Annotated in this window: 22 protein-coding genes and 1 other RNA gene; 15 read left to right on the top strand and 8 right to left on the bottom strand. The window is 59.0% G+C overall.

All coding sequences use genetic code 11. The features are described 5' to 3' along the window. Positions 1-81 precede the first annotated feature (81 nt). Positions 82-2,100 (top strand): NADPH-dependent 2,4-dienoyl-CoA reductase, encoded by a 2,019-nt coding sequence (locus FJW00_RS15920; protein WP_140924891.1) that lies wholly within the window; start codon positions 82-84, stop codon positions 2,098-2,100. Here FJW00_RS15920 and rlmG read toward each other — a convergent pair whose 3' ends face one another. Continuing rightward, positions 2,101-3,219, bottom strand: coding sequence for a 23S rRNA (guanine(1835)-N(2))-methyltransferase RlmG (gene rlmG / locus FJW00_RS15915; protein ID WP_058956445.1), 1,119 nt, complete (start codon positions 3,217-3,219; stop codon positions 2,101-2,103). It abuts the gene before it with no gap. A gap of 85 nt (positions 3,220-3,304) precedes the next feature. Between rlmG and FJW00_RS15910 the strand changes: the two genes are divergently transcribed. Continuing rightward, complete coding sequence (locus FJW00_RS15910; RefSeq protein ID WP_009087337.1) at positions 3,305-3,808, top strand: M48 metallopeptidase family protein; 504 nt, start codon at positions 3,305-3,307, stop codon at positions 3,806-3,808. On the opposite strand, the gene FJW00_RS15905 is transcribed toward FJW00_RS15910, so the two are convergent. Beyond that, a complete protein-coding gene (locus FJW00_RS15905; protein WP_140925023.1) occupies positions 3,805-5,493 on the bottom strand; it encodes a chloride channel protein in 1,689 nt (562 codons plus the stop codon). The genes FJW00_RS15910 and FJW00_RS15905 overlap by 4 nt on opposite strands. 146 nt (positions 5,494-5,639) lie before the next feature. On the opposite strand from FJW00_RS15905, the gene FJW00_RS15900 reads away from it, so the two are divergent. From FJW00_RS15900 to sstT, 3 genes are all read left to right on the top strand, one after another. Then, complete coding sequence (locus FJW00_RS15900; protein WP_140924889.1) at positions 5,640-6,626, top strand: Gfo/Idh/MocA family protein; 987 nt, start codon at positions 5,640-5,642, stop codon at positions 6,624-6,626. Between the two features lie 256 nt (positions 6,627-6,882). After that, positions 6,883-7,851: a TerC family protein gene (locus FJW00_RS15895; protein ID WP_009087344.1), complete on the top strand. Its 969-nt coding sequence runs from the start codon at positions 6,883-6,885 to the stop codon at positions 7,849-7,851. Between the two features lie 235 nt (positions 7,852-8,086). Further along, positions 8,087-9,319 (top strand): serine/threonine transporter SstT, encoded by a 1,233-nt coding sequence (gene sstT, locus FJW00_RS15890; RefSeq protein WP_111208118.1) that lies wholly within the window; start codon positions 8,087-8,089, stop codon positions 9,317-9,319. Positions 9,320-9,506: 187 nt separating this feature from the next. Here sstT and FJW00_RS15885 read toward each other — a convergent pair whose 3' ends face one another. Genes FJW00_RS15885 through uxaC form a run of 3 tightly spaced genes read right to left on the bottom strand, consistent with a single transcriptional unit; the run spans position 9,507 to position 13,868 of the window. Continuing rightward, positions 9,507-10,997: a UxaA family hydrolase gene (locus tag FJW00_RS15885; protein WP_111208117.1), complete on the bottom strand. Its 1,491-nt coding sequence runs from the start codon at positions 10,995-10,997 to the stop codon at positions 9,507-9,509. Continuing rightward, positions 10,981-12,450, bottom strand: a complete 1,470-nt coding sequence (locus FJW00_RS15880) for a tagaturonate reductase (RefSeq protein ID WP_140925021.1) — start codon at positions 12,448-12,450, stop codon at positions 10,981-10,983. The genes FJW00_RS15885 and FJW00_RS15880 overlap by 17 nt, the downstream gene beginning before the upstream one ends. A gap of 2 nt (positions 12,451-12,452) precedes the next feature. Continuing rightward, positions 12,453-13,868: a glucuronate isomerase gene (gene uxaC, locus FJW00_RS15875; RefSeq protein ID WP_009087351.1), complete on the bottom strand. Its 1,416-nt coding sequence runs from the start codon at positions 13,866-13,868 to the stop codon at positions 12,453-12,455. Positions 13,869-14,266: 398 nt separating this feature from the next. Between uxaC and FJW00_RS15870 the strand changes: the two genes are divergently transcribed. The 10 genes from FJW00_RS15870 to FJW00_RS15825 all read left to right on the top strand — a co-directional run bounded on the left by FJW00_RS15870 (position 14,267) and on the right by FJW00_RS15825 (position 21,031). Continuing rightward, positions 14,267-15,571: an MFS transporter gene (locus FJW00_RS15870; RefSeq protein WP_111208115.1), complete on the top strand. Its 1,305-nt coding sequence runs from the start codon at positions 14,267-14,269 to the stop codon at positions 15,569-15,571. An 87-nt stretch (positions 15,572-15,658) separates the two neighbouring features. Beyond that, entirely contained in the window at positions 15,659-16,435 is a 777-nt protein-coding gene (gene exuR / locus FJW00_RS15865) for a transcriptional regulator ExuR (protein ID WP_009087356.1), read from the top strand. 321 nt (positions 16,436-16,756) lie between these two features. Next, the gene (locus FJW00_RS15860; RefSeq protein ID WP_009087358.1) at positions 16,757-17,431 is read left to right on the top strand and encodes a DedA family protein; all 675 of its coding nucleotides are present in this window, start codon (positions 16,757-16,759) and stop codon (positions 17,429-17,431) included. Further along, positions 17,431-17,778, top strand: coding sequence for an EnvZ/OmpR regulon moderator MzrA (gene mzrA / locus FJW00_RS15855; protein ID WP_009087359.1), 348 nt, complete (start codon positions 17,431-17,433; stop codon positions 17,776-17,778). Before FJW00_RS15860 ends, mzrA begins: the two co-directional genes overlap by 1 nt. 191 nt (positions 17,779-17,969) lie before the next feature. Next, positions 17,970-18,344, top strand: a complete 375-nt coding sequence (locus FJW00_RS15850; protein WP_009087362.1) for a DUF1090 domain-containing protein — start codon at positions 17,970-17,972, stop codon at positions 18,342-18,344. A gap of 35 nt (positions 18,345-18,379) precedes the next feature. Beyond that, a complete protein-coding gene (locus FJW00_RS15845) occupies positions 18,380-18,685 on the top strand; it encodes an ElaB/YgaM/YqjD family protein (protein WP_009087364.1) in 306 nt (101 codons plus the stop codon). Positions 18,686-18,687: 2 nt separating this feature from the next. Then, complete coding sequence (locus tag FJW00_RS15840; RefSeq protein ID WP_009087366.1) at positions 18,688-19,083, top strand: phage holin family protein; 396 nt, start codon at positions 18,688-18,690, stop codon at positions 19,081-19,083. After that, a complete protein-coding gene (locus FJW00_RS15835) occupies positions 19,083-19,367 on the top strand; it encodes a YqjK-like family protein (protein ID WP_009087368.1) in 285 nt (94 codons plus the stop codon). The genes FJW00_RS15840 and FJW00_RS15835 overlap by 1 nt, the downstream gene beginning before the upstream one ends. Before the next feature lie 202 nt (positions 19,368-19,569). Beyond that, on the top strand, positions 19,570-19,980 hold the full coding sequence (locus tag FJW00_RS15830) for a DoxX family protein (protein WP_009087370.1): 411 nt from the start codon (positions 19,570-19,572) through the stop codon (positions 19,978-19,980). 76 nt (positions 19,981-20,056) lie between these two features. Further along, positions 20,057-21,031 carry a glutathione S-transferase family protein gene (locus FJW00_RS15825; protein WP_140924887.1) on the top strand — a complete coding sequence of 325 codons (975 nt, stop codon included), beginning with the start codon at positions 20,057-20,059 and terminating at the stop codon, positions 21,029-21,031. A gap of 61 nt (positions 21,032-21,092) precedes the next feature. Here FJW00_RS15825 and FJW00_RS15820 read toward each other — a convergent pair whose 3' ends face one another. The 3 genes from FJW00_RS15820 to rsmI all read right to left on the bottom strand — a co-directional run bounded on the left by FJW00_RS15820 (position 21,093) and on the right by rsmI (position 22,905). Further along, positions 21,093-21,320, bottom strand: coding sequence for a flagellar biosynthetic protein FliR (locus FJW00_RS15820; protein ID WP_050544646.1), 228 nt, complete (start codon positions 21,318-21,320; stop codon positions 21,093-21,095). A gap of 306 nt (positions 21,321-21,626) precedes the next feature. Then, positions 21,627-22,005: RNase P RNA component class A (rnpB, locus tag FJW00_RS15815), an RNA gene on the bottom strand. A 33-nt stretch (positions 22,006-22,038) separates the two neighbouring features. Continuing rightward, positions 22,039-22,905 carry a 16S rRNA (cytidine(1402)-2'-O)-methyltransferase gene (gene rsmI / locus FJW00_RS15810; protein WP_009087377.1) on the bottom strand — a complete coding sequence of 289 codons (867 nt, stop codon included), beginning with the start codon at positions 22,903-22,905 and terminating at the stop codon, positions 22,039-22,041. Between the last annotated feature and the right edge of the window lie 20 nt (positions 22,906-22,925).

Raw genomic sequence — 22,925 nt, 5'->3', positions numbered from 1 at the left:
ACCCTGACACTCTTTCACTTTTTTTTAACACAGAAATGGCTAGAGTTAACTCATCCGACCACTTTATCGTGAGTGCTGATCATGGCCGTCCATTCCGACTATCCCGCGCTGTTCAGGCCGCTGGACCTGGGTTTTACCCGACTGAAAAACCGTTTCCTGATGGGCTCCATGCACACCGGCCTGGAAGAGCACCCGGATGGCGCAGCCCGGCTGGCGGCTTTCTATGGCGAGCGGGCGCGCGAAGGCGTCGCGCTGATTGTCACCGGCGGCATTGCCCCTAATGCGCAGGGCGTTACCACCGCTCACGGCGCGATGCTGACAGAGGAGACGCAGTGTCACTGGCACCGGCAGATTACCGATGCCGTTCATCAGCATCAGGGCAAAATCGCCCTGCAGATCCTGCACACTGGCCGTTACAGCTATCAGCCCGATCTGGTCGCACCCTCAGCCCTTCAGGCGCCGATCAATCCGTTTACGCCCCAGGCGATGAGCGAGGCGGCGATTGAACAGACTATTGATGACTTTGCGCGCTGCGCCCGCCTGGCCCGAGAGGCCGGCTACGACGGCGTCGAGATCATGGGCTCTGAAGGCTACCTGATTAATCAGTTCCTGGTGAAGCACACCAACCAGCGCAGCGACCGCTGGGGCGGCGACTTCCGCCAGCGAATGCAGTTTGCCCTGGCGGTCACCCGCGCGGTGCGCGCCGCCACCGGCGACCGTTTTATCATTATCTTCCGGCTGTCGATGCTCGATCTGATCAAAGAGGGCAGCACGCTGGAGGAGACGCTGCTGCTGGCGGGCGAGCTGGAGCGGTGTGGGGTCACGCTGTTCAATACCGGTATCGGCTGGCATGAAGCGCGCATCCCGACCATCGCCACCTGCGTGCCGCGCGCGGCCTTTGCCTGGGTCACGCAGCGCCTGCGTGCTCACGTGTCGGTGCCGGTCATCGCCACTAACCGCATCAACCACCCCGCCGTCGCCGAAGAGCTGCTGCAGTCAGGCTGCGCCGATATGGTGTCGATGGCGCGCCCTTTTCTCGCCGATGCCGCCTTTGTCAGCAAAGCGCAGCGCGGCGAACCGGACAGCATTAACACCTGCATCGCCTGTAATCAGGCCTGCCTCGACCAGGTGTTCGCCGGAAAGATCACCTCCTGCCTGGTCAATCCGCGCGCCTGCCACGAGTCGCTGATGCCGGTTATCCCCAGTCGCGCTCCGCGCAGGCTGGCGGTGGTCGGGGGTGGCCCGGCCGGAATGGCCTTTGCCCTGCAGGCGGCCGGGCGCGGACATCAGGTGACGCTGTATGAAGCCGCCGCCGATATCGGCGGCCAGTTCAATATTGCCCGGCTGATCCCCGGCAAAGCGGAGTTCAGTGAAACCCTGCGCTATTTCCGCCACCAGCTGGCGGCCGCCGGGGTGACGGTCAGGACCGGCTGCCGGGTCACAGCCGAGGGGCTGGGTGATGCCGATGAGGTGGTGCTGGCCACCGGCATTCAGCCACGCACGCCGGATATTCCGGGCATCGATCACCCTAGCGTCCTGAGCTACCTTGAGGTGCTGCGCGATGGGCGTCCGGTGGGGAAAAGCGTGGCGATTATCGGAGCCGGTGGCATCGGTTTTGATGTGGCTGAGTTTCTGTCGCAGCCTTCGCATGACGCGGATCGCGCGGCCTTTTACGCTGAGTGGGGTATCGATCAGAGCCTGACGCAGCGCGGTGGTGTGGTGGCCCCCGAGCCGCCCGCCGCATTACGGCAGATCTGGCTGCTGCAGCGCCGCACAGGCAAACCCGGCGCCGGGCTGGCAAAAACCACCGGCTGGATCCACCGGGCCAGTCTGCAGGCGCGCGGCGTGGAGATGTGGGGCGGCGTGGAGTATCTGGCGATTGACGATCGCGGGCTGCACCTGCGGCGCAACGGTGAAACCCTGCTGCTGGCGGTCGATAATGTGATTATCTGCGCCGGACAGGAGCCGCAGCGCGAACTGGAAGCGGCGCTGCGTGCACGGGGACAGAAGGTGACGGTGATCGGCGGTGCCGATGTGGCACAGGAACTGGATGCGCGCCGCGCCATCGCACAGGCGACCGCGCTGGCGCTGCGTGTCTGACTAGCGCATTTTCACTGCGCGCAGCACTACAAACTTCTGGTTAGAGGCGACCAGCGTGCAGTTGCCGAACAGCTTTTTCAGCTTCTGGTGATAGTCGAGGTGGCGGTTGCCGACGATGCGCAATTCGCCGCCATATTGCAGACAGCGTTTGGCATCACGGAACATCTGCCACGCCAGGTGATCGGTGACGGCGTGCTGCTGGTGAAACGGTGGGTTGCACAGCACCGCGTGCAGCCGGTCCGAGGGATAGCCGCTCAGCACGTTGTTGACCAGGAACTGACAGCGTGACAGATCCTCCGGACGGTTCACTTCCACGTTAAGCTGGCTGGAGGCGACCGCCATGTAGGACTCATCCAGAAAATGCACCTCAGCCTGCGGGTTCTGTGCCAGCGCCATCAGCCCCACCACGCCGTTACCGCAGCCCAGATCGACAATCTCGCCTTCGATATTTTCCGGCAGATGCTGCACAAACAGGCGTGCGCCGATATCCAGCGAGCTGCGCGAGAAAACGTTGGCGTAATTGTGGATCTGATAAGGGGTGCCATCCAGCGGCCAGACCTGCGTGGGACGGGCTTCGCGCAGGGCAGGCTGGCTGAACTGACTGAAGATCAGCCGCGCTTTTTTCCACGCCAGCGAGGTTTTCGTCTCGCCGATGATCTGTTCAAACAGCTGCAGGGTGGAGTTATGGATCTCTTTGGCGCGGGCCGCCGCCAGAATCACCGTCTCCGGGGTCACCACTTCACGAATCGCGCGCAGCTGATGCTCCAGCAGCGCCAGCGTCTTCGGCACTTTAATCAGCACCGCCGCCGGGGAAGCAGGCAGCGCCGCCAGGCTGTCAATAAAGTGGACGTCGCTGTCATCCATCCCGTTGAAAGAGAGGTTCTGCCGGGCGGCCTGCTGGCTCAGCCAGGAGTCGCTGACGTGCCAGACGGGACGCGGATTGAGACCACAGGTTAAGGCACCAAAACTGTCGTTGAATACCAGCACCGGCCCCTCTGGCAGCGCCTGCTGCAACAGATACTCATCAGCCGCATCCCAGGCTTGTAATGGACTTTCGTCACGCATCTGCGGGAAGCGATGCAGGATCAGTGTGCGATCGTTCAGTTCAAGTTGGCTCATGAATTCTCCGGCGTGGTACACTTTGATTAATTTTCGCCCCGATAAAAAGGGCGCGCAGTATACTCTTTTTCGCCTGGAATCCCTAATGTCCTCACTCATCTACCTTCAGGGTTATCCTGCTCCCCTTCTTGAGCAGGTGCAGACCCTGATTACCCATCAGCGCTTAGGCGCGTTTCTGCAGGAGCGCTATCCCGATACCCACGATGTCGTGAGCGATAAGGCGCTGTATGACTACACTCAGGCGCTGAAAAACCGCTTTATGCGCAACGCGCCGCCGATCAGTAAGGTGGTGTGGGACAACAAAATTAAAGTGATGAAGCATGCGCTGGGGCTGCATACCGCTATCTCGCGCGTGCAGGGCGGCAAACTGCGGGCAAAAGCGGAAATCCGTATCTCCACCTTTTTCCGCCTCGCGCCGGAGCCTTTTCTGCGCATGATCGTGGTGCATGAGCTGGCTCACCTGAAAGAGAAAGATCACGATAAGGCGTTTTACCAGCTCTGCTGCCATATGGAGCCGGATTACCACCAGCTCGAATTTGATGCGCGGCTCTGGATGACCGACCAGGCGATGCGCGGCAACGCGGCTTAAAGAAACTCCTGCGCTTTCTGGATCAGACTGGTTTTGGTCAGCGCGCCCTGAAAATGGCGCTCAGCGGGGTTGTTCAGCACCGGCAACCGCTCCAGCGTGACGGCGGCAAAGGCTTCCCACCCTTCACGCATGCTCTGGTTCTGATAGATCACCGGGAAATCCTGATCCATCACGCACTGCACCGGCGAGTCGAGGGTAATCTCCTGTGCCAGCACCCGGCGTGAAATCTCATGAATGGAGACCACGCCGAGGAAAGCCCCCCCGGCGTTGATCACATAGACGTAGCGTTCGCGCTTCAGTGAACTGACCGCCAGCGCCTGCCCCACCGACGCTTCCGGCTGCAACGCCGCGCCGGGAATAATCAGCTCGGCAATGCGCATGTTATCGAAATCATATTTCGCTTCTGAACGGCTGAAGTGATGGCTTACTACCGGGTAGGTGCTGGCCGATTGCAGCCGATAGACCACCATGGAGGCCAGCACCGTGGCGATCATCAGCGGAAACAGCAGGCTGCTGTTGAGGGTCATCTCCAGCACCATCAGCATCGCCATCAGCGGGGCCTGGCTGACCGCCGCCAGCACCGCCGCCATGCCGATGGCGGCATAGAGCAGCACATTGCCGAGCGGCAGATGCAGCATCGCCCCCAGCGTCGCCAGGATCACGCCGAGCAGCGCGCCGATCAGCAGTGACGGCGTAAACAGCCCGCCGACCGCATTCGAGCCCACCGAGAGGCTGGTGGCAACGGTTTTCAGCAGCAGCAGAAGCAGCAGGCCCGGCAGCAGATAGTGGCCCGCCATTACCTTCACAATCACTTCGTAGCCGTTGCCGAGGATATCGGTCGAGAGCAGTGCCAGTAAGCCCACGGCCAGTCCGCCTGCACCGAGGCGCAGCGGCAGGGAAGCGACCCGGCTGAACAGCGCTTTACTGCGGGCAATACACTTAATCAGCAGCCAGCCCGCCAGCCCGGCGCACAAACCAATCAGCACCGTCATCAGCAGGCTGCTGAGATCCATGGCAAAGTTCGCCTCCGCCAGCGGGTAGAGCGCGCTGCGAAAGCCCAGCGTCCACATGGTCATCACCGCCGTGGCGGAGGCGATAATCAGCGGGATCAGCCGCTGCAGGGCGGAGATGCCGAAGGCGATTTCGGCGACGAAGATCGCCGAAGCCAGCGGCGCATGGTAGACCGATGAGAGCCCCGCCGCCGCCGCCATCGCCACCACGTCACTATTTTTCAGGTTAAGCGAGGCGGGCAGCAGGCGGCCAATCGCGCTGCCGCACAGCGCCGAAAGCTGCACCATCGGCCCCTCTTTCCCTATCGACGCGCCGCTGCCGATACTGGCGATGGAGGACAAGGCGCGGAACAGTGAGGTTCGGGTCGGCACCGCATCGAGCCGGGCATTGATCACCTCAAGATAGTCGGTTTTCACCGTCTGCTGCTGCTCAATGGCGACCGCATAACGCAGAAAAAAGCCCGCCAGCACACCGCCAGCCCCCACCAGCAGCGGCCAGAAAATCCACGGCCAGAGCGGCAATAACCCGCTAATCTCCCCGCTGCGGGCAAACAGCAGATGGTTGATCAGTTCAATCACGCCGCGAAAAGCCAGCGTCACCAGCGATGCGGCACATCCGACCGGAATGGCGATCAGCAGTGTGGTCCAGTTTAATGCGTGCTTACTTGCTTTCACCTGCGCTCCCTGGTTGGTGCCTGACATTCATCGCTCCCGCATAGTATTGGAATCGGGATCGCAGGATCAATCCCTGCCCGCCCCTCCCCATTGCACCGCGCCGGAGAGATGTTACTCTGCCGCTTTACCGCTGCCGGAGAGAAAACGTGATTCGTTTTGCCATTGTGGGAACAAACTGGATAACACGCCAGTTTATTGATGCCGCGCATGAAACCGGCGGGATGCAACTCTGTGCGGTCTATTCGCGCAGTCAGCAGCAGGCGGACGCCTTTATCGCCGACTATCCCTGCCAGGCAACCTTTACCTCGCTGGAGGCCCTGGCCGCCAGCCCGGCGATCGATGCGGTCTATCTTGCCAGCCCTAACGCCCTGCACTGCCAGCAGGCACTGCTGTTTATGTCGCACGGCAAGCATGTCATCTGTGAAAAGCCGCTGGCTTCCAATCTGGCCGAGGCGGAGCAGATGATCGCCTGCGCCCGGGAACATCAGGTGGTGCTGTTTGAGGCGTTCAAAACGGCCAGCCTGCCCAATTTCCTGCATTTAAAAGCAGCACTGCCCGCCGTGGGGCGGATGCGGAAAGCCCTGCTGAGTTACTGTCAGTATTCATCGCGCTACCCGCGCTATCTCAACGGTGAAAATCCCAATACCTTTGATCCGCGCTGGTCGAACGGCTCAATCATGGATATCGGTTATTACTGCCTGGCCTCGGCGGTAGCACTGTGGGGCGCGCCGCAGCGGGTGCAGGCCAGCGCCACCCTGCTTGAGAGCGGCGTGGACGGGCATGGGGTGGTGGTGCTCGACTACGGCGATTTTGACGTGACGATTCTGCACTCGAAAGTCAGTGACTCCAGCCTGCCCAGCGAGATTCAGGGAGAAGCCGGATCGCTGCTTATTGAGAAGTTATCGGAGTGTCAGCAGCTGACCTTTATACCCCGCGGCGGAGAAAAGCAGGTGTTAAGTCAGCCGCAGCATAGCAACACGATGCGTTATGAAGCGGCCGAATTTGCCCGGCTGGTGGCGCAGCGTCTGGTGGCGCATCCCGGGCTTGCGATCTCACGCACCACGGCGGCACTGCTGACTGAAATCCGTCAGCAGACCGGTGTTATCTTCCCGGCCGACCGGAGGGTTGTGTAAATATTTCTAAATATGTCTGCGAGCTGTTGCTTCCTGGGCGGTGAAACCGTAACGTAGCTTTCTGCAAAGGGGAGTAACTTGTAATCTGATTGATCGTCACTACGTTGCGCAAGCATCCGGTCGTCAGGCAACCCGGAATCAATTTCTGTGTTGTAAGTGAGACCTTGCCGGAAGGCGAGGTTTGCTTACACAAAAATAAGCGGCTGATGTCTTCTGACTTCAGCCGTTTTTTTTATTTTTCAGACAGGATACGAATATGCAAACTGTGGGGACACCTTTACTCTGGGGCAGCTTTGCGGTTGTGGTGCTTATCATGCTGGCTATCGACCTGCTGTTGCAGGGACGCCGCGGCGCGCAGACCATGTCTTTTAAACAGGCGGCGATCTGGTCGCTGATCTGGGTTTCCGTCTCACTGCTGTTCAGCGCCGCTTTCTGGTGGTATCTGGAAGGCAGCGCAGGACGCGAAGTGGCTAACACCCAGACACTCGCCTTCCTGACCGGTTACGTGCTGGAAAAAGCACTGGCGGTGGATAACGTCTTTGTCTGGCTGATGCTCTTCAGCTACTTTTCTATTCCGGCCAACCTGCAGCGTCGCGTGCTGATCTACGGGGTATTAGGCGCTATCGTGCTGCGTACCATCATGATTTTCGCCGGTAGCTGGCTGGTGACCCAGTTCAGCTGGATCCTCTATGTGTTCGGTGCCTTCCTGCTGTTTACCGGGGTGAAAATGGCGCTGGCGAAAGAGGATGATGGCGCAGTAGGCGACAAGCCGGTGGTGCGCTGGCTGCGTAAGCATCTGCGCATGACGGACGATCTTGACGGCGAGAAGTTCTTTACCCGCAAAAACGGCGTGCTGTTTGCGACACCGCTGCTGCTGGTACTGATCATGGTGGAGCTGAGCGACGTGATCTTTGCGGTCGACAGTATTCCGGCGATCTTCGCCGTCACCACCGACCCGTTCATCGTCCTGACCTCCAACCTGTTTGCCATTCTGGGTCTGCGTGCCATGTACTTCCTGCTGGCGAACGTGGCAGAGCGCTTCTCGATGCTGAAGTATGGCCTGGCGATTGTGCTGGTGTTCATCGGCTTTAAGATGCTGATTGTCGACCTCTACCACATCCCTGTCGGCATCTCGCTGAGTGTGGTCGGTCTCATTCTGGCATCAACCCTGCTGATTAATGCCTGGGTTAACCGCAAAAGAGACCAGAAAAAGCTCGCACCATAATTACCTGCGGGGGCAGCGGATGCCCCTGTTTTATTTTGTGGCAGCCTGCCGCGCCATTTCATCCCTCTGTCACACTTCCGCTATCCAGCATAATAAAAATCTGACGCGCTCCACAGCGGCAGAACTTTCTCTTTTCTCGTCCGATCTTTTCCTTATACTCCGCCGGGCAAACCGTTTTAGCCGATGCAAAACATCGCGCCTGAAACTACATTCGCGACAAAATATAGAAACTATTATGCAGAAAACTCTCTCCGCACGTCTGGGTACGCTGCTCGCCGGTAGCCTGGTGAAGCAAATCATGATTGGGCTGGTCGCCGGTGTCGCGCTCGCCTGGATCTCACACGATGCCGCGTTAGCGGTCGGCCTGCTGGGCGAACTGTTTGTCAGTGCGCTGAAAGCGGTTGCTCCCTTACTGGTTCTGGTGCTGGTCATCGCCTCGATTGCGAACCACCAGCAGGGCCAGAAAACCAACATCCGGCCGATTATCATGCTCTACCTGCTGAGCACCTTTTTCGCGGCAGTGGTCGCGGTGCTGTTCAGCCATCTGATCCCGCAGACGCTGACGCTGGCGGTCGGGAGTACCGAAATCGTTCCCCCTTCCGGCATCACGGAAGTCCTGCACGGGCTGCTGATGAGCATGGTGTCGAATCCGATCACCGCGCTGATGCAGGCGAACTATATCGGTATTCTGGTGTGGGCGATTGGTCTGGGTCTGGCGTTCCGTCACAGCAGTGACACCACCCGCGCCTTTCTTAATGACGCGTCCGAAGCCGTGACCTGGCTGGTGCGCTGCGTCATCCGCTGTGCGCCTGTCGGTATTTTCGGTCTGGTGGCGTCAATTCTGGCCTCCACCGGCTTTGGTGCGCTGTGGCAGTATGCGCATCTGCTGGCGCTGCTGCTGGGCTGTATGGTGCTGATGGCGCTGGTGGTGAACCCGCTGCTGGTGTTCTGGAAGATCCGCCGTAACCCTTATCCGCTGGTCTTCACCTGCCTGCGCGAAAGTGGCGTCACCGCCTTCTTTACCCGCAGTTCTGCCGCCAACATTCCGGTGAATATGGCGCTGGCGAAACGTCTGAAGCTGGATGAGGATACCTATTCGGTGTCGATTCCGCTGGGCGCGACCATCAGTATGGCGGGCGCGTCAATCACCATTACCGTGCTGACGCTGGCGGCGGTGCATACGCTGGGGATCAGCATTGATGTGCCGACTGCCATTCTGCTGAGTCTGGTGGCCTCCCTCTGTGCCTGTGGCGCATCGGGTGTGGCGGGCGGTTCACTGCTGCTGATCCCGGTGGCCTGCAACATGTTTGGTATTCCGAATGACCTGGCGATGCAGGTGGTGGCTGTCGGCTTTATTATCGGCGTCCTGCAGGATTCGGCAGAAACCGCGCTGAACTCGTCAACGGATATTCTGTTTACCGCCGCTGTCTGTCAGGCAGAAGCGGAGCGCGAAACCAGCCGGGCTTAAGATCGTTATCACCGTCGGTTAATCCTCTGCCCTTCGCGAATGGCAGAGTCCGATCGCAAAGTCGCTTTACGCATCCCTGCTCGCTCGGCCCGCGCCTTCCCTGGCGCGGGACGCTTTGCTCTTCGGACTCAGCCATCCGCTCTCTGAGCTTTTGAGCGTTCTGAACGATCAGGATCGCTTGTTGATTTCAGAGCGTCACCCCGCTTTTGAAAATCGCCAGCTCGCGGAAGTCGTTCTTTTCGTTGTTGGTGGGCTGACCGCTGGCAATCGCCACGATGGTATCGACAAAATCTTCCAGCATCGCCTCCATGCTCATCCCTTCAATCAGCCGTCCGGCATTAAAGTCGATCCAGTGCGGTTTTTTCTCCGCCAGCGGCGTATTCGTCGCCAGCTTCACCGTAGGCACAAACCCCCCATAGGGCGTGCCGCGTCCGGTACTGAACAGCACCATGTGGCATCCGGCACCCGCCAGGGCGCTGGTGGCGACCGCATCGTTGCCCGGTGCACTCAGCAGATTCAGTCCCGGCGTGGTTAATCGCTCGCCATATTTCAGGACATCGACCACCTGGCTCTGCCCCGCTTTCTGGGTGCACCCCAGCGACTTTTCCTCCAACGTAGTAATGCCACCCGCCTTGTTGCCCGGCGAGGGATTCTCATAGATCGGCTGCTGGTGATCGATAAAGTACTGCTTGAAGTCGTTGATCATCGCGACCGTTTTATGGAAGGTCTCCTCGTCGCGACAGCGGCTCATCAGAATCCGCTCCGCGCCAAACATCTCCGGCACCTCGGTCAGCACGGTGGTGCCGCCGTTGGCGATCATCTGGTCGGAGAAACGTCCCAGCAGCGGGTTGGCCGTGATGCCGGAGAAGCCGTCCGAGCCGCCACACTCCAGCCCGAACTTCAGCTCGCTGAGCCTGCCCGGTTCACGCCGATCGTGACGCATCTTCTGATAGAGCGCATGCAGACGTTCCAGTCCGGCTTCCACCTCATCGTCATGCTGCTGGCACACCATAAATTCCACCCGGTCACTTTCAAAAGCACCGAGGGTGTCACGGAAGACGTCGACCTGATTGTTCTCACACCCCAGACCAATCACCAGCACTGCGCCCGCGTTGGGATGCCGCACCATGTTTTGCAGCATGGTGCGGGTGTTGTCGTGATCCTGCCCCAGCTGCGAACAGCCAAAGGTGTGGCTGAACAGGAACGCGCCATCGATATCTTCCGCCTGCTGCGTCTCCTGCAGGAAACGCTGCAGGATCTGACGCGCAATGCCGTTGACGCAGCCGACGGTGGGCAGGATCCACAGCTCGTTGCGGATGCCGACCTCGCCACTGGCGCGCCGGTAGATCTGCACCTCGCGATCGCCACGCTGCGGCGGCAGCGTCACGACGTCGGGCTGATAAGCATAGTGGTCCAGATCGCTGAGATTGGTGCGGGCATTCTGCGAGTGGATCAGCTCTCCGGCCGCCACCGGCTGCGTGGCATGGCCAATCGGCAGGCCATATTTGATTACCAACTCATTCTGCCCGACAGGCTGCAGGGCAAATTTATGCCCGCGCCCGACGGCCTGGTGCAGCACCACACGCTGTGGTGGCAGCTCAACCGTCGCGCCCGCGGCTAAGTCACGTAACGCCACGGCGACATTGTCGCGGGGATCGATTTTAATTGCGTCTTGCATCGCGTGACCTCAGTTGACTCAGCGCCTCACGAACGCCGTGGACGGTAATGTTTTGCAGGTGCCGGGTAACCGTCTCAGCCAGTCCGGGCTGACGGGTTAAATCTTCGCCCCAGTGCTGCGCATCGCTGAGCACGTTCTCCACCAGCTGCTGCAGCGACATCGCGCCGCTCTCCTGCGCCTGCCAGGCATCGGCATAGCGCTGTAACCAGCGAGGATCATCCTGCAGCGGCCACGCTTTTCCGGCAAGCCTGCCGCGATAAAAGGCGATCAGCGCCGCCAGCGCAAAGGTAATGTGCGCCGGCCACTGCCCGGTTTGCTGATGTGCGGTAAGCAGCGGCGTCAGCAGACGGGTGCGGAATTTGGTCATGCTGTTCAGGGCAATCGACAGCAGCGCATGGCGAATAAAGGGATTACGAAAACGGCGCAGAACCGCATCGGCAAAGGCATGAAGCTCCGCAGCAGGCAGATCCAGCGTTGGGATGACATCCTCGCGCAGTAACGACGCCACAAACCCGGCAATAGCCGGATCGGCCATCGCCTCGCCCACGCTCTCCAGACCGGCCAGAAACGCCACCGGCACCATCGCGGTATGGGCACCATTCAGGATCGCCACCTTCTGCGCTTTATAGGGCGCGATGTTGTCCACATGCCGCACCTGCGGCGACAGCGCCTCCAGCTTCAGTTCACTGAACAGCGCCGACGGCCCCTGAATCACAAACTGGTAGTAGACTTCGCCCGCCACCAGATAGCGATCTTCATAGCCCAGCTCGCTTTGCAGCTGCTCACTCTCCGCCGGGAACCCGGTGACGATGCGGTCGACGAGGGTGTTATAGAAAGCGCAGTGCTGATGCACCCAGCTTTTAAATTCGGTCGGCAGATGCCAGTGATCGGCGTAGCGCAGCACCTGCTCACGCAGCGTGTCGCCGTTGTGGTCAATCAGCTCGCACGGCACCACCAGCCAGCCACGGTCGCTGGCCCCATTAAAGTGGGAGTAGCGCGCCCACAGCAGCTGCGTCAGTTTTCCCGGGAAGCTGCTGGCGGGCTGGTCGGTGAGCTGGTCCGCCTCCGCAAAGGCGATACCCGCCTCGGTGGTGTTCGAGAAAACCATGCGCAGGTCAGGATTTTGCGCCAGCGCCATAAAGTCGCCGAACTGCTGATAAGGGTGGATCTCACGGTTCAGACTGCGGATGAGGCGGGTTTCGCTGACCGGCTCACCCTGCGCGTTCAGCCCGCGAATCAGCGTGGTGTAGAGTCCCTCCTGCTGATTCAGCGTATCGCTGACGTCCCGGTTGCGAGGCCGCACCACCACGATCCCGGCATCAGTGCCCTGATGCTCGTTCAGCCAGTCGATCTGCCAGTCGATAAAGGCGCGCAGGAAATTGCCTTCGCCAAACTGGATCACCCGGTCACGATAGCGCGCGCCCGGAAAGTCGCGGCGGTTCAGCCTCTGCATCATCAGGCTCCCAGCTCAATGCCGAAGTAATCGCGGGCGTTGTTAAAGCAGATGTTCTGCACCATCTGCCCTAACAGGGCTTCATCGCCCGGCGCCTCACCCTGCTCTACCCAGCGACCGATCATCTGACACAGCAGGCGGCGGAAATATTCGTGGCGGGTGTAGGAGAGGAAGCTGCGGCTGTCGGTCAGCATTCCGACAAAGCGACTCAGCAGTCCGATCTGCGACAGCTGGGTCAGCTGGCGCTGCATGCCATCCAGCTGGTCGTTGAACCACCAGGCGGAGCCGAACTGCATTTTGCCCGCCTCTCCTTCGCCCTGGAAGTTGCCCGCCATCGTAGCCAGCACTTCGTTGTCGCGCGGGTTCAGGCAGTAAAGAATGGTTTTCGGCAGCGCGTTATTGAGGTTCTGTGCGCCCAGCAGGCGTGCCAGCGGTTCGGCCAGCGGCTGATCGTTGATCGAGTCAAAACCGACGTCCGGCCCCAGCAGCTGATACTGACGCGGGTTCGTGTTGCGCAGCGCGCCAATGTGATACTGCTGCACCCAGCCGCGACGGGCATATTCGCTGCCCAGCCAGACCAGCACTGCGGTTTTGAACTGAGCCGTCTCGTGTGGCGTAGGCGTGGTGCCGCTGCGGCGGCGCGCCAGAATGTTATCCAGCGTGACGTCATCGGCGTCGGCATAACAGACTACATCCAGTGCGTGATCGGACACCTTACAGCCGTGCGCCGCAAAGTGATCCAGCCGCTGATGCAGCGCCCGGCGCAGGTCATCAAAACGCTGCACGCTGATGTCGGTCAGCTGCTCCAGCGCACCGATCCACGGCAGGAAGGTTTCGGCTTCAATGTTAAAGGCTTTATCCGGCCGCCAGCTCGGCAGCACCTTCACGCTGAAGCTGGCATCTTCTGCCAGGGCGCGATGATGGCGCAGGTCATCCAGGGGATCGTCCGTAGTGCCGACCATTTTCACCTTCATCTGCTGCATGATGCCACGCGCGGTAAAGGCGTCCTGCGCCAGCAGCTCGTTGCAGCGATGCCAGATGCTGTCGGCGGTTTTTTCAGACAGCAGGGTATCGGTGATGCCGAAAGGACGACGTAGCTCCAGGTGCGTCCAGTGATAGAGCGGATTGCCGATGGTGTGCGGTACGGTCCGTGCCCACGCATCAAACTTCTCGCGATCGCTGGCGTTCCCGGTACAGAACGCCTCAGCCACACCGTTGGCGCGCATCGCCCGCCACTTGTAGTGATCGCCCTTCAGCCAGATGTCATAAAGGTTGGCAAAGCGATAATTTTCGGCAATCTGCTGCGGCGGTAAGTGGCAGTGATAGTCGAAAATCGGCTGATCCTTCGCATAGTCGTGGTAGAGACGACGGGCGAATTCACTATCCAGTAAAAAATCCTCGGTCATAAAACGCGACATAGAGACATCCTCATCAGCTGAACCACGTATGGCTCAAAGTTATCATACCAATTCTGGTCCGTGACGGAATTATTTGCGATCCTGCTCACATAAACCGCGGCCACTCACCACCTTCATGGACATTTCTGTCGCCCACAGCGCGCTAAATGGCTGTCATCTGTCAGGTTTCCAGTATCCCACAGCGCAGAAAGGGTTTTTGTGATGGCTCTCAACTTTTAAAGTTGTATAACAAGTTAGGCTCTGGCCCCATCGTGAGGTCGCAGGCGACCCACACATGGCAGGGTAAAACGGGGTTGCTGACACAGAACCTGCGGGCGTGAGCCGAGCAGTATCACGTGCTGTCCCGCTCCAGATAACAACAGCGGCATGACCGCATACAGAACTGGAAGAGGTAGAGGATGCGTAAGATCAAAGGGTTACGCTGGTACATGATTGGGCTGGTGACGCTCGGCACGGTACTGGGCTATCTGACCCGCAACACGATTGCGGTGGCGGCACCGACACTACAGACCGAGCTGCATATCACCACGCAACAGTACTCCTATATCGTGGCGGCCTATTCAGCCTGCTACACACTGATGCAGCCGGTGGCAGGCTATGTGCTCGATCTGCTCGGCACCAAAATTGGCTATGCGGTGTTTGCCGTATTGTGGGCGATCTTCTGCGCGGCCACGGCGATGGCGGGCAGCTGGGGCGGCTTTGCTCTGGCGCGCGGTGCCGTCGGGGCGGCTGAGGCCGCGATGATCCCGGCGGGCCTGAAGGCGAGCAGCGAATGGTTTCCGGCCAAAGAGCGTTCGGTGGCGGTCGGCTACTTCAACGTCGGCTCCTCCATCGGCGCGATGCTGGCTCCGCCGCTGGTGGTCTGGGCCATCATGGCGCACAGCTGGCAGATGGCCTTTATCATCACCGGCGTGCTGAGCATGGTCTGGGCGCTGTGCTGGCTGCTGTTTTATAAACACCCGAAACAGCAGAAGAAACTGAGTGAGGAGGAGCGCCATTACATTATCTCCGGTCAGGAGGCGCAGCATCAGACCGGCAACACCCGCAAAATGTCGGCGCTGGAGATTATCCGCAACCGCCAGTTCTGGGGGATTGCTCTGCCACGTTTTCTGGCCGAACCGGCGTGGGGCACCTTTAACGCCTGGATCCCGCTGTTTATGTTCAAGGTTTACGGTTTTAACCTCAAAGAGATTGCGATGTTTGCCTGGATGCCGATGCTGTTTGCGGACTTCGGCTGCATTCTGGGTGGCTACCTGCCGCCGCTGTTCCAGCGCTGGTTTGGCGTCAACCTGATCGTCTCCCGCAAGCTGGTGGTGACGATGGGCGCGGTCCTGATGATTGCGCCTGGCACCATCGGCCTGTTCACCAGCCCCTATGTCGCCATCGCGCTGCTCTGTGTGGGCGGGTTTGCTCATCAGGCGCTTTCCGGTGCGCTGATCACCCTCTCCTCTGACGTTTTTGGCCGCAATGAGGTTGCCACGGCCAATGGCCTGACCGGCATGGCAGCCTGGACCGCCAGTACGATGTTTGCGCTGGTGGTCGGCGCACTGGCTGATACGCTGGGCTTCAGCCCGCTGTTTGCCGCGCTGGCGGTGTTCGACCTGCTGGGTGCGGTGGTGATCTGGACCGTACTGAAAAACAAACCGGTTGCCGAACTGAGCGCTGAGGCCGCCCTGCCGCCTGCGAATGCCGTTCGCAGCTAACCCACCGGGCTGGCATACGCCAGCCCATTTCCTCCCGCCGCCTGAAGTGGTATAACAACTTATCTGTTTTGCTATCAGGACTGTGCCATGGACCTCACCGAATCCCGTCGACTCTACCAGAAGCTGGCCAGCGAGCTGAAAAGCCGTATTGAAACCGGGATCTACCCGGTCGGTGACAAGCTGCCCGCTGAACGTCTGATTGCCGAAGAGATGGAAGTGAGCCGCACCGTGGTGCGCGAAGCGATCATCATGCTGGAAGTGGAAGGCTATGTGGAGGTCCGTAAAGGGTCGGGCATCCACGTCATTGCCAGCCAGCAGCAGAATCGCATCGCGCCGACCAGCAGCCAGCTGGAGTTCGCGACGTTCGGTCCGTTTGAACTGCTGCAGGCACGTCAGCTGATTGAGAGTAACGTGGCGGAGTTTGCCGCCACGCAGGTGACGCGACAGGACATCATCGACCTGATGGCGATTCAGGAGAATGCCCGTAAGGAAGATCACTTCCGCGATTCAGAGTGGGATATGCAGTTTCATGTCCGCATCGCCCAGTCCACGCAGAACAGCGCGTTAGCCGCCATCGTTGAAAAAATGTGGCTGCATCGTCAGCACAATCCCTACTGGCTGAAACTTCACGAACACATCGACCAGCGCAGCATTCTCAGCTGGTGCGACGACCACGATCAGATCCTCAAAGCCCTGATGCGTAAAGATCCCGCCGCCAGCAAACTGGCGATGTGGCAACATCTGGAAAATACTAAACAGATGCTGTTTAACGCGACGGCGGATGATTTTGAATTTAATGTCGACCGATACATGTTCGGTGAGAATCCGGTCATCCTTCCTGACGGCTCCAGCCACGCCCGCTAAACAGCCTGAACGCGCCGGTGAGGGTCAGTTAATCTGCAATAGTGTCAGGTCATGTAAAGCTCCTTTTTACACGCCGTTTCACAAGGTAAAACTCCTGTTCGTCAGCGAGTTTTCCTGTCTCAGACAGGTGATTTTTGTTACAGTTATCGCCCTTTTATTACCCTTTGAGACAGGGGGTTATAAAATCGCTGATTTAACAATCAATTCTGGAAGGATCCGGAAAATCCCGCCCAGGCTGCGCTCCTAAAATTTATAACGACATGCCGGTCTGCGTTTAAGTCCCTGTGGGACATGTTTAACAATGATGTTCAGGAATGATTGATGGATATTCTGCAAGCGTTGCTGCATGCCCTGTGGCAACAGGATTACGAGACCCTTTCCGACCCCACGCTGGTATGGGCCATTTACGGCGTGCTGTTCATGATTCTGTTTCTGGAAAATGGCCTGCTTCCTGCCGCGTTTCTGCCGGGTGACAGTCTGCTGATTCTGGTCGGCGTGCTGATTGCCAAAGGCACCATGAGTTTCCCCTTAACGATTCTGGTTTTAACCACCGGGGCCAGTCTGGGCTGCTGGGTGAGCTATATCCAGGGTCGCTGGCTCGGCAATACCCCCACGGTACAGAAATGGCTCTCCCATCTGCCCGCCCAGTACCACCTGCGCGCGCACAGCCTGTTTCACCGCCACGGCCTCTCTGCCCTGCTGATTGGCCGCTTTATCGCCTTTGTGCGCACCCTGCTGCCTACCATCGCCGGCCTGTCCGGTCTGAGCAACGCCCGCTTTCAGTTTTTCAACTGGGTCAGCGCGCTGCTCTGGGTGGTGATTCTGACCGTTATCGGCTTTGCTCTGGGTAAAACACCGATTTTCCGGCGCTATGAAGATGAGATGATGTTCTTCCTGATGATGCTGCCGCTGGCGCTGCTGGTCTTCGGGCTGGTAGGTTCGCTGGTCGTTTTATGGCGTAAACGTCAGGCGAATCAGAACGGGAAAGCCGAGTGATGAAAGCGTTGCAGGCGATTCCAAAACGGTGGATGCCGTGGTTGATGGCGGGCGCGCTGGCGCTGATCGCGCTTTGCGTGGTTCCCGCCCTGATGCAGCACGAGACGGTGGTGCAGATCCGGGTTTCCCATGCGGGCGCGACTCTGCCCGATGGCTTTTATCTCTATCAGCAGCTCAGCGCGCAGGGTATCCGTATTAAAAGCATTACCCCGGCGGGCGATGCACTGATTATTCACTTTGACAGCGAAGAACAGAGTCTGGCGGCACAAAAGGTGTTACGCCGCCTGCTGCCACAGGGCTTTATCGTGGCGCAGCACGATCACGCTCAGCATCTTTCCCTGGCCTGATACGCCCCGTCCCTGCTTTTCAGGCCGTCGCGGCATCGCGTGGCGGCCTGACAGCCTCTCTATCTCCCGGTCTTCTTTGAACTTTTTACGTTGCGTGTCTATGCTTAACGGAGAGTCGATTCTCAGCATCCGCGATCCACATCTGATCCCGCTGCTGAACAATCAGGTCGCAAAGGAAGGTACCCAAACGGATGAAATATCACCTATTACTGGGCGTCGCCCTCTTTTCGCTGTCTGGCTCACTGCTGGCCGCCGAATCGCTGTGCGAGCAGAAAGAGCAGGACATTAAGCACGAAATTGAGATGGCGCAGAAGCATAACAATCTGCGCCGGGTCAACGGCCTTGAGCGGGCGCTGACCGAAGTCCAGGCGGACTGCAGCGACAAAAAGCTGGAAGCCGCCCATCTGGAAAGAATTAACGCGCAGAAGCAGAAAGTGGCTGAGCGCGAGCACGAACTCAGGGAAGAGCGTGATGAGGGCCACGACAGGGAGAAGATTGCGAAGCGACAACAAAAACTGGATGAAGCGCGCCGGGAGCTGAAAAAGTTACAGGCGGAGCCCTATTAATCGGAATTAATCTACTGATGTTAAAGGAGTATTTTATGTCTAAAGACACATCATCGGAACATCTGCGTGCTGAACTGAAAAATCTGGCTGATACCCTGGAAGAGGTGCTGAGCAGCAGCACTGAAAAATCGAAAGGGGAGCTGGATAAGCTTCGCAATAAAGCGCGTGTGGCGCTGGACAGCTCACGTGAGCGCCTGGGTGAATCAGGCGAACGCCTTGCGGCGACAACCCGTGAAGCGGCGCAGAAGGCGGAAGGCTACGTGCGTGAAAATCCCTGGCATGGTGTGGGTATCGGTGCAGCGATTGGCGTCGCACTGGGCATGCTCATTTCGCGTCGCTGATTATGGCTGATTCACAGCAGAACCACGGCCCGGCTAAAGGGGTCATTAACATCGGCCAGCGTATTGTCACCACGCTGGTTGGCATGGTCGAGACGCGCGTTCGTCTGGCAGTGGTGGAACTGGAGCATGAGAAAGCCAACCTGATACAGCTGCTGTTGATGGTGGGCCTGACGATGCTGTTCACGGCCTTTGGTCTGATGAGCCTGATGGTGCTGATTATCTGGGCAGTGGATGCGCAGTATCGCCTGATGGCCATCGGGATCACCACCGGCACTCTGTTCCTGCTGGCGGTTATCTTCGGACTCTGGACCCTTCACAAATCCCGTCAGTCCACGCTGTTACGCCACACGCGTAAAGAGCTGGAGACTGACCGTAATTTGCTTGAGGAGCAGCGCTGATGAGCCGCCGCGAGCGTGAAGAACGCATCCATGAACTGCTTAAGCACGTGCAGCAGCAGCGGCTGGATTTAAGCGCGGCGCGGCGCGACTGGCTGGAAAGTACCGCCCAGTACGATCGTGGCTGGTTCACGTTCCTGAGCTTACGTCGCTATCTGGCGATTGGCAGCAGTGCGCTGGCCGTCTACTCGATTCGCAGTCCCAACCGGCTGCTGCGCTGGGCCAAGCGAGGATTTGGTGCCTGGAGTACCTGGCGCATGATTAAGTCCGCCCTGCCCCCGCGTTAACTCTCTGAAAAGCCGGTCCTGAAAAGACCGGCTTTCTTCATCAGTTTTTCTGAAAAACACTGACAGTTTTTCCTGCTTACAACCTTTTCACGCCGCGATTATCATCTCCAGCTATCAACCCAATGAAAAGCATCACTGCTTTCAGCGGGCACAAACCCTGCGGGCAGCCTGCCCTGCACTACTGATAACGCTGGAGTAAATGATGAAAAAATTCGAAGATACTGGTCTGTTGCTGGCTCGCATCCTGATGCCAATCCTGTTCATTACCGCGGGCTGGGGCAAAATCACCGGTTATGCAGGCACCCAGCAATATATGGAAGCGATGGGCGTGCCCGGCTTTATGCTGCCGCTGGTTATCCTGCTGGAGTTTGGCGGCGGTCTGGCTATCCTGTTTGGTTTCCTGACCCGTTTTACCGCGCTGTTCACTGCCGGCTTCACCATCCTGACCGCGTTCCTGTTTCACAGTAACTTTGCCGAAGGCGTGAACCAGCTGATGTTCATGAAGAATCTCTCTATCGCCGGGGGTTTCCTGGTGCTGGGTCTGGTGGGTCCGGGCGCATACAGCATTGATCGCCTGATCAGCAAAAGAAAACCGCAGGCGATTGCGCACTAATCTCACATAACGTGTAATGCCACATATACTTAGCAGGGCGGGGACATTTCCCCGCCCTGTTTGCTTTGGAGCCATTATGGGACAGTTAATTGACGGTGTCTGGCATGACACCTGGTACGACACCAAATCGACCGGCGGACGCTTTAAGCGCTCAGAGTCCGCCTTCCGTAACTGGGTGACCGCCGATGGCAGCGCAGGCCCGACAGGCAAGACGGGGTTTACCGCCGAACGCGACCGCTATCATCTCTATGTCTCGCTGGCCTGCCCCTGGGCGCACCGCACGCTGCTGATGCGTCAGCTGAAGGGACTGGATAACCTGATCGACGTCTCGGTGGTGCATCCACTGATGCTGGAGAATGGCTGGACGTTTGACGATACGTTTCCGGAGGCAACCGGCGACAAACTCTATCAGAATGACTTCCTCTATCAGCTCTATCTGCACGCCGATCCGCACTACAGCGGTCGCGTCACAGTGCCGGTGCTGTGGGACAAGCAGCAGAACACCATCGTCAGCAACGAGTCTGCCGATATCATTCGCATGTTCAACAGTGCGTTTGATGCGGTGGGTGCGCGCGCCGGGGATTACTACCCGGTTGCCCTGCGTGAGAAGATTGATGAGCTGAACGGCTGGATCTACGATACGGTGAACAACGGCGTCTACAAAGCGGGGTTTGCGACCTCACAGAGCGCCTATGACGAGGCCGTCACCGCCCTGTTCCACTCGCTGTCGCGCCTGGAGCAGATTCTGGGCCAGCACCGCTATCTGACCGGCGATCAGCTGACCGAAGCGGATCTGCGGTTGTGGACCACGCTGGTGCGTTTTGATCCGGTTTACGTCACGCATTTCAAATGCGATCGTCACCGGATTGGTGATTTCCGGAATCTCAGCGGTTTCCTGCGCGACATCTATCAGATGCCGGGCATCGCGGAGACGGTCAGTCTGCCGCATATTCGTCATCACTACTACTGCAGCCATAAAACCATTAACCCGCACGGCGTTATCTCTCTCGGCCCGGCGTTTGACTGGAATGAGCCGCACGGTCGCGATTAAGCGGCATCAGCCCCACGCCGTGGCGCGGGGCTGAGTCTCACCCCGGCGGCGTCCCGCGCCCTCAGCGAAACCCCACCAGAATGTTGTTCACCGCGCTGAAGATCTCATTCATCTGATCCTGAAACAGGGTCGGAAGGTTATACATCAGCAGCAGCGCCCCCAATCCCAGGGTGATGGAGATGGGGAAGCCAATAACAAAGATAGAGAGTTGCGGTGTCAGGCGGTTAAGTAAGCCCAGCGTCAGGTTCAGCGCCAGCAGCAACGTCACCACCGGCATCCCAATCTGCAATCCACTGCTGAAGATCAGGCCCGCAGCCTCGGGTAACCGATAAATCGCGCTGGTCTATCGCCCGCTGACTGAACAGGCCCCGCTCAGTCAGTCCGGTGAAGCGGGTATGGAGGGCGAGCGCTAGCCGGGGCTGACCGACAGCGCCAGAAAGCAAAAACCCCGCCGGAGCGGGGTTTTGTAGTAAGACGTCGAAGCTGACCGTTAAGCCGCGCTCCTTTCATGAAAAGCGTCGTGGACAGTCATTCATCACCGAATGCACGTCGCCAGAAAGCAAAAACCCCGCCGGAGCGGGGTTTTTTAGTAAGAAGTCGAAGCTGACCGTTAAGCCGGGTTCTGTCGTGGACAGTCATTCATCTAGGCCAGCAATCGCTCACTGGCTCAAGCAGCCTACCCGGGTTCAGTACGGGCCGTACCTTGTGAACCCCTATTTGGCCTTGCTCCGGGTGGAGTTTACCGTGCCACGAACTGTTGCCAGTCGCGCGGTGCGCTCTTACCGCACCCTTTCACCCTTACCTGATCCCATTTCTGGGCCATCGGCGGTTTGCTCTCTGTTGCACTGGTCGTAGGCTTGCGCCTCCCAGGCGTTACCTGGCACCCTGCCCTATGGAGCCCGGACTTTCCTCCCCTCTGCCCGTCTCCCCACAAGTGAGGACGACGACAAAGCGGCGACTGTCTGGTCAGCTTCGGCGCGGGATAATAGGGCATTCGCCCGCGTTTGTCACGCCTCTTGCTGCTCCAGCGCATACTTATAAAGCGCATTTTTCTTTACGCCGTGGATCTCAGCCGCCAGCGCAGCCGCCCGCTTTAACGGCAGCTCTTTCTGCAGCAGCGCCAGCGTTCGCAGCGCATCCGCCGGAAGCGCGTCCTCGTCATCGGCCTTATGGCCTTCAACGATCAGCACCATCTCGCCTTTGCGACGATTCTCATCTTCTTTTACCCACGCCAGCAGGTCGGCCACCGGCGCGCCGTGGATCGACTCCCAGGTTTTGGTCAGCTCACGCGCCAGCACCACATAGCGATCCCCGCCCAGCTCACTCACCATATCCTGCAGGCTGTCGATCAGGCGGTGGGTGGACTCATAGAAAATCAGCGTGCGCGGCTCCTGCACCAGCGCGCGCAGAGCGTCACAACGCCCCTTGGTTTTGGCTGGCAGAAACCCTTCGTAACAGAAACGATCGGACGGCAGCCCGGCGGCACTCAACGCCGCAATGGCGGCACAGGCGCCTGGCAGCGGCACCACCCGGATGCCCGCTTCGCGGCAGCGGCGCACCAGATGGTAGCCCGGATCGTTGATCAGCGGCGTGCCAGCATCCGAAACTAAGGCTATGCTTTGACCCTCCTCCAGCTTCGCAATCAGCAGTTCAGCCTTGTGCTGTTCGTTGTGATCGTGAAGTGCGAAGAGTCGCGCATTGATGGCGAAATGTTGTAGCAACAGCCCGGTATGACGTGTATCTTCCGCAGCGACCAGATCGACGCTCGAAAGCACCGTCAGCGCCCGCTGGGTGATATCACCCAAATTACCAATCGGGGTTGGAACGATGTAGAGCGTGCTGGCAGAAATCTCTGCCCGATCGAGTTGTTTCATTGTTTCATCCGAATTGCCGA

The sequence above is a fragment of the Pantoea anthophila genome (assembly GCF_006494375.1).
GTDB lineage: Bacteria > Pseudomonadota > Gammaproteobacteria > Enterobacterales > Enterobacteriaceae > Pantoea > Pantoea anthophila.
This window is presented reverse-complemented; position numbering and strand designations above follow the sequence as displayed.

What these genes read in the sequence shown, in the direction of transcription:
- FJW00_RS15920 (WP_140924891.1), top strand. Translation starts at nt 82, where the DNA reads ATGGCCGTCCATTCCGACTATCCCGCGCTGTTCAGGCCGCTGGACCTG.
- rlmG (WP_058956445.1), bottom strand. Translation starts at nt 3,219, where the DNA reads ATGAGCCAACTTGAACTGAACGATCGCACACTGATCCTGCATCGCTTC.
- FJW00_RS15910 (WP_009087337.1), top strand. Translation starts at nt 3,305, where the DNA reads ATGTCCTCACTCATCTACCTTCAGGGTTATCCTGCTCCCCTTCTTGAG.
- FJW00_RS15895 (WP_009087344.1), top strand. Translation starts at nt 6,883, where the DNA reads ATGCAAACTGTGGGGACACCTTTACTCTGGGGCAGCTTTGCGGTTGTG.
- sstT (WP_111208118.1), top strand. Translation starts at nt 8,087, where the DNA reads ATGCAGAAAACTCTCTCCGCACGTCTGGGTACGCTGCTCGCCGGTAGC.
- FJW00_RS15885 (WP_111208117.1), bottom strand. Translation starts at nt 10,997, where the DNA reads ATGCAAGACGCAATTAAAATCGATCCCCGCGACAATGTCGCCGTGGCG.
- FJW00_RS15880 (WP_140925021.1), bottom strand. Translation starts at nt 12,450, where the DNA reads ATGCAGAGGCTGAACCGCCGCGACTTTCCGGGCGCGCGCTATCGTGAC.
- uxaC (WP_009087351.1), bottom strand. Translation starts at nt 13,868, where the DNA reads ATGTCGCGTTTTATGACCGAGGATTTTTTACTGGATAGTGAATTCGCC.
- FJW00_RS15870 (WP_111208115.1), top strand. Translation starts at nt 14,267, where the DNA reads ATGCGTAAGATCAAAGGGTTACGCTGGTACATGATTGGGCTGGTGACG.
- exuR (WP_009087356.1), top strand. Translation starts at nt 15,659, where the DNA reads ATGGACCTCACCGAATCCCGTCGACTCTACCAGAAGCTGGCCAGCGAG.
- FJW00_RS15860 (WP_009087358.1), top strand. Translation starts at nt 16,757, where the DNA reads ATGGATATTCTGCAAGCGTTGCTGCATGCCCTGTGGCAACAGGATTAC.
- mzrA (WP_009087359.1), top strand. Translation starts at nt 17,431, where the DNA reads ATGAAAGCGTTGCAGGCGATTCCAAAACGGTGGATGCCGTGGTTGATG.
- FJW00_RS15850 (WP_009087362.1), top strand. Translation starts at nt 17,970, where the DNA reads ATGAAATATCACCTATTACTGGGCGTCGCCCTCTTTTCGCTGTCTGGC.
- FJW00_RS15845 (WP_009087364.1), top strand. Translation starts at nt 18,380, where the DNA reads ATGTCTAAAGACACATCATCGGAACATCTGCGTGCTGAACTGAAAAAT.
- FJW00_RS15840 (WP_009087366.1), top strand. Translation starts at nt 18,688, where the DNA reads ATGGCTGATTCACAGCAGAACCACGGCCCGGCTAAAGGGGTCATTAAC.
- FJW00_RS15835 (WP_009087368.1), top strand. Translation starts at nt 19,083, where the DNA reads ATGAGCCGCCGCGAGCGTGAAGAACGCATCCATGAACTGCTTAAGCAC.
- FJW00_RS15830 (WP_009087370.1), top strand. Translation starts at nt 19,570, where the DNA reads ATGAAAAAATTCGAAGATACTGGTCTGTTGCTGGCTCGCATCCTGATG.
- FJW00_RS15825 (WP_140924887.1), top strand. Translation starts at nt 20,057, where the DNA reads ATGGGACAGTTAATTGACGGTGTCTGGCATGACACCTGGTACGACACC.
- rsmI (WP_009087377.1), bottom strand. Translation starts at nt 22,905, where the DNA reads ATGAAACAACTCGATCGGGCAGAGATTTCTGCCAGCACGCTCTACATC.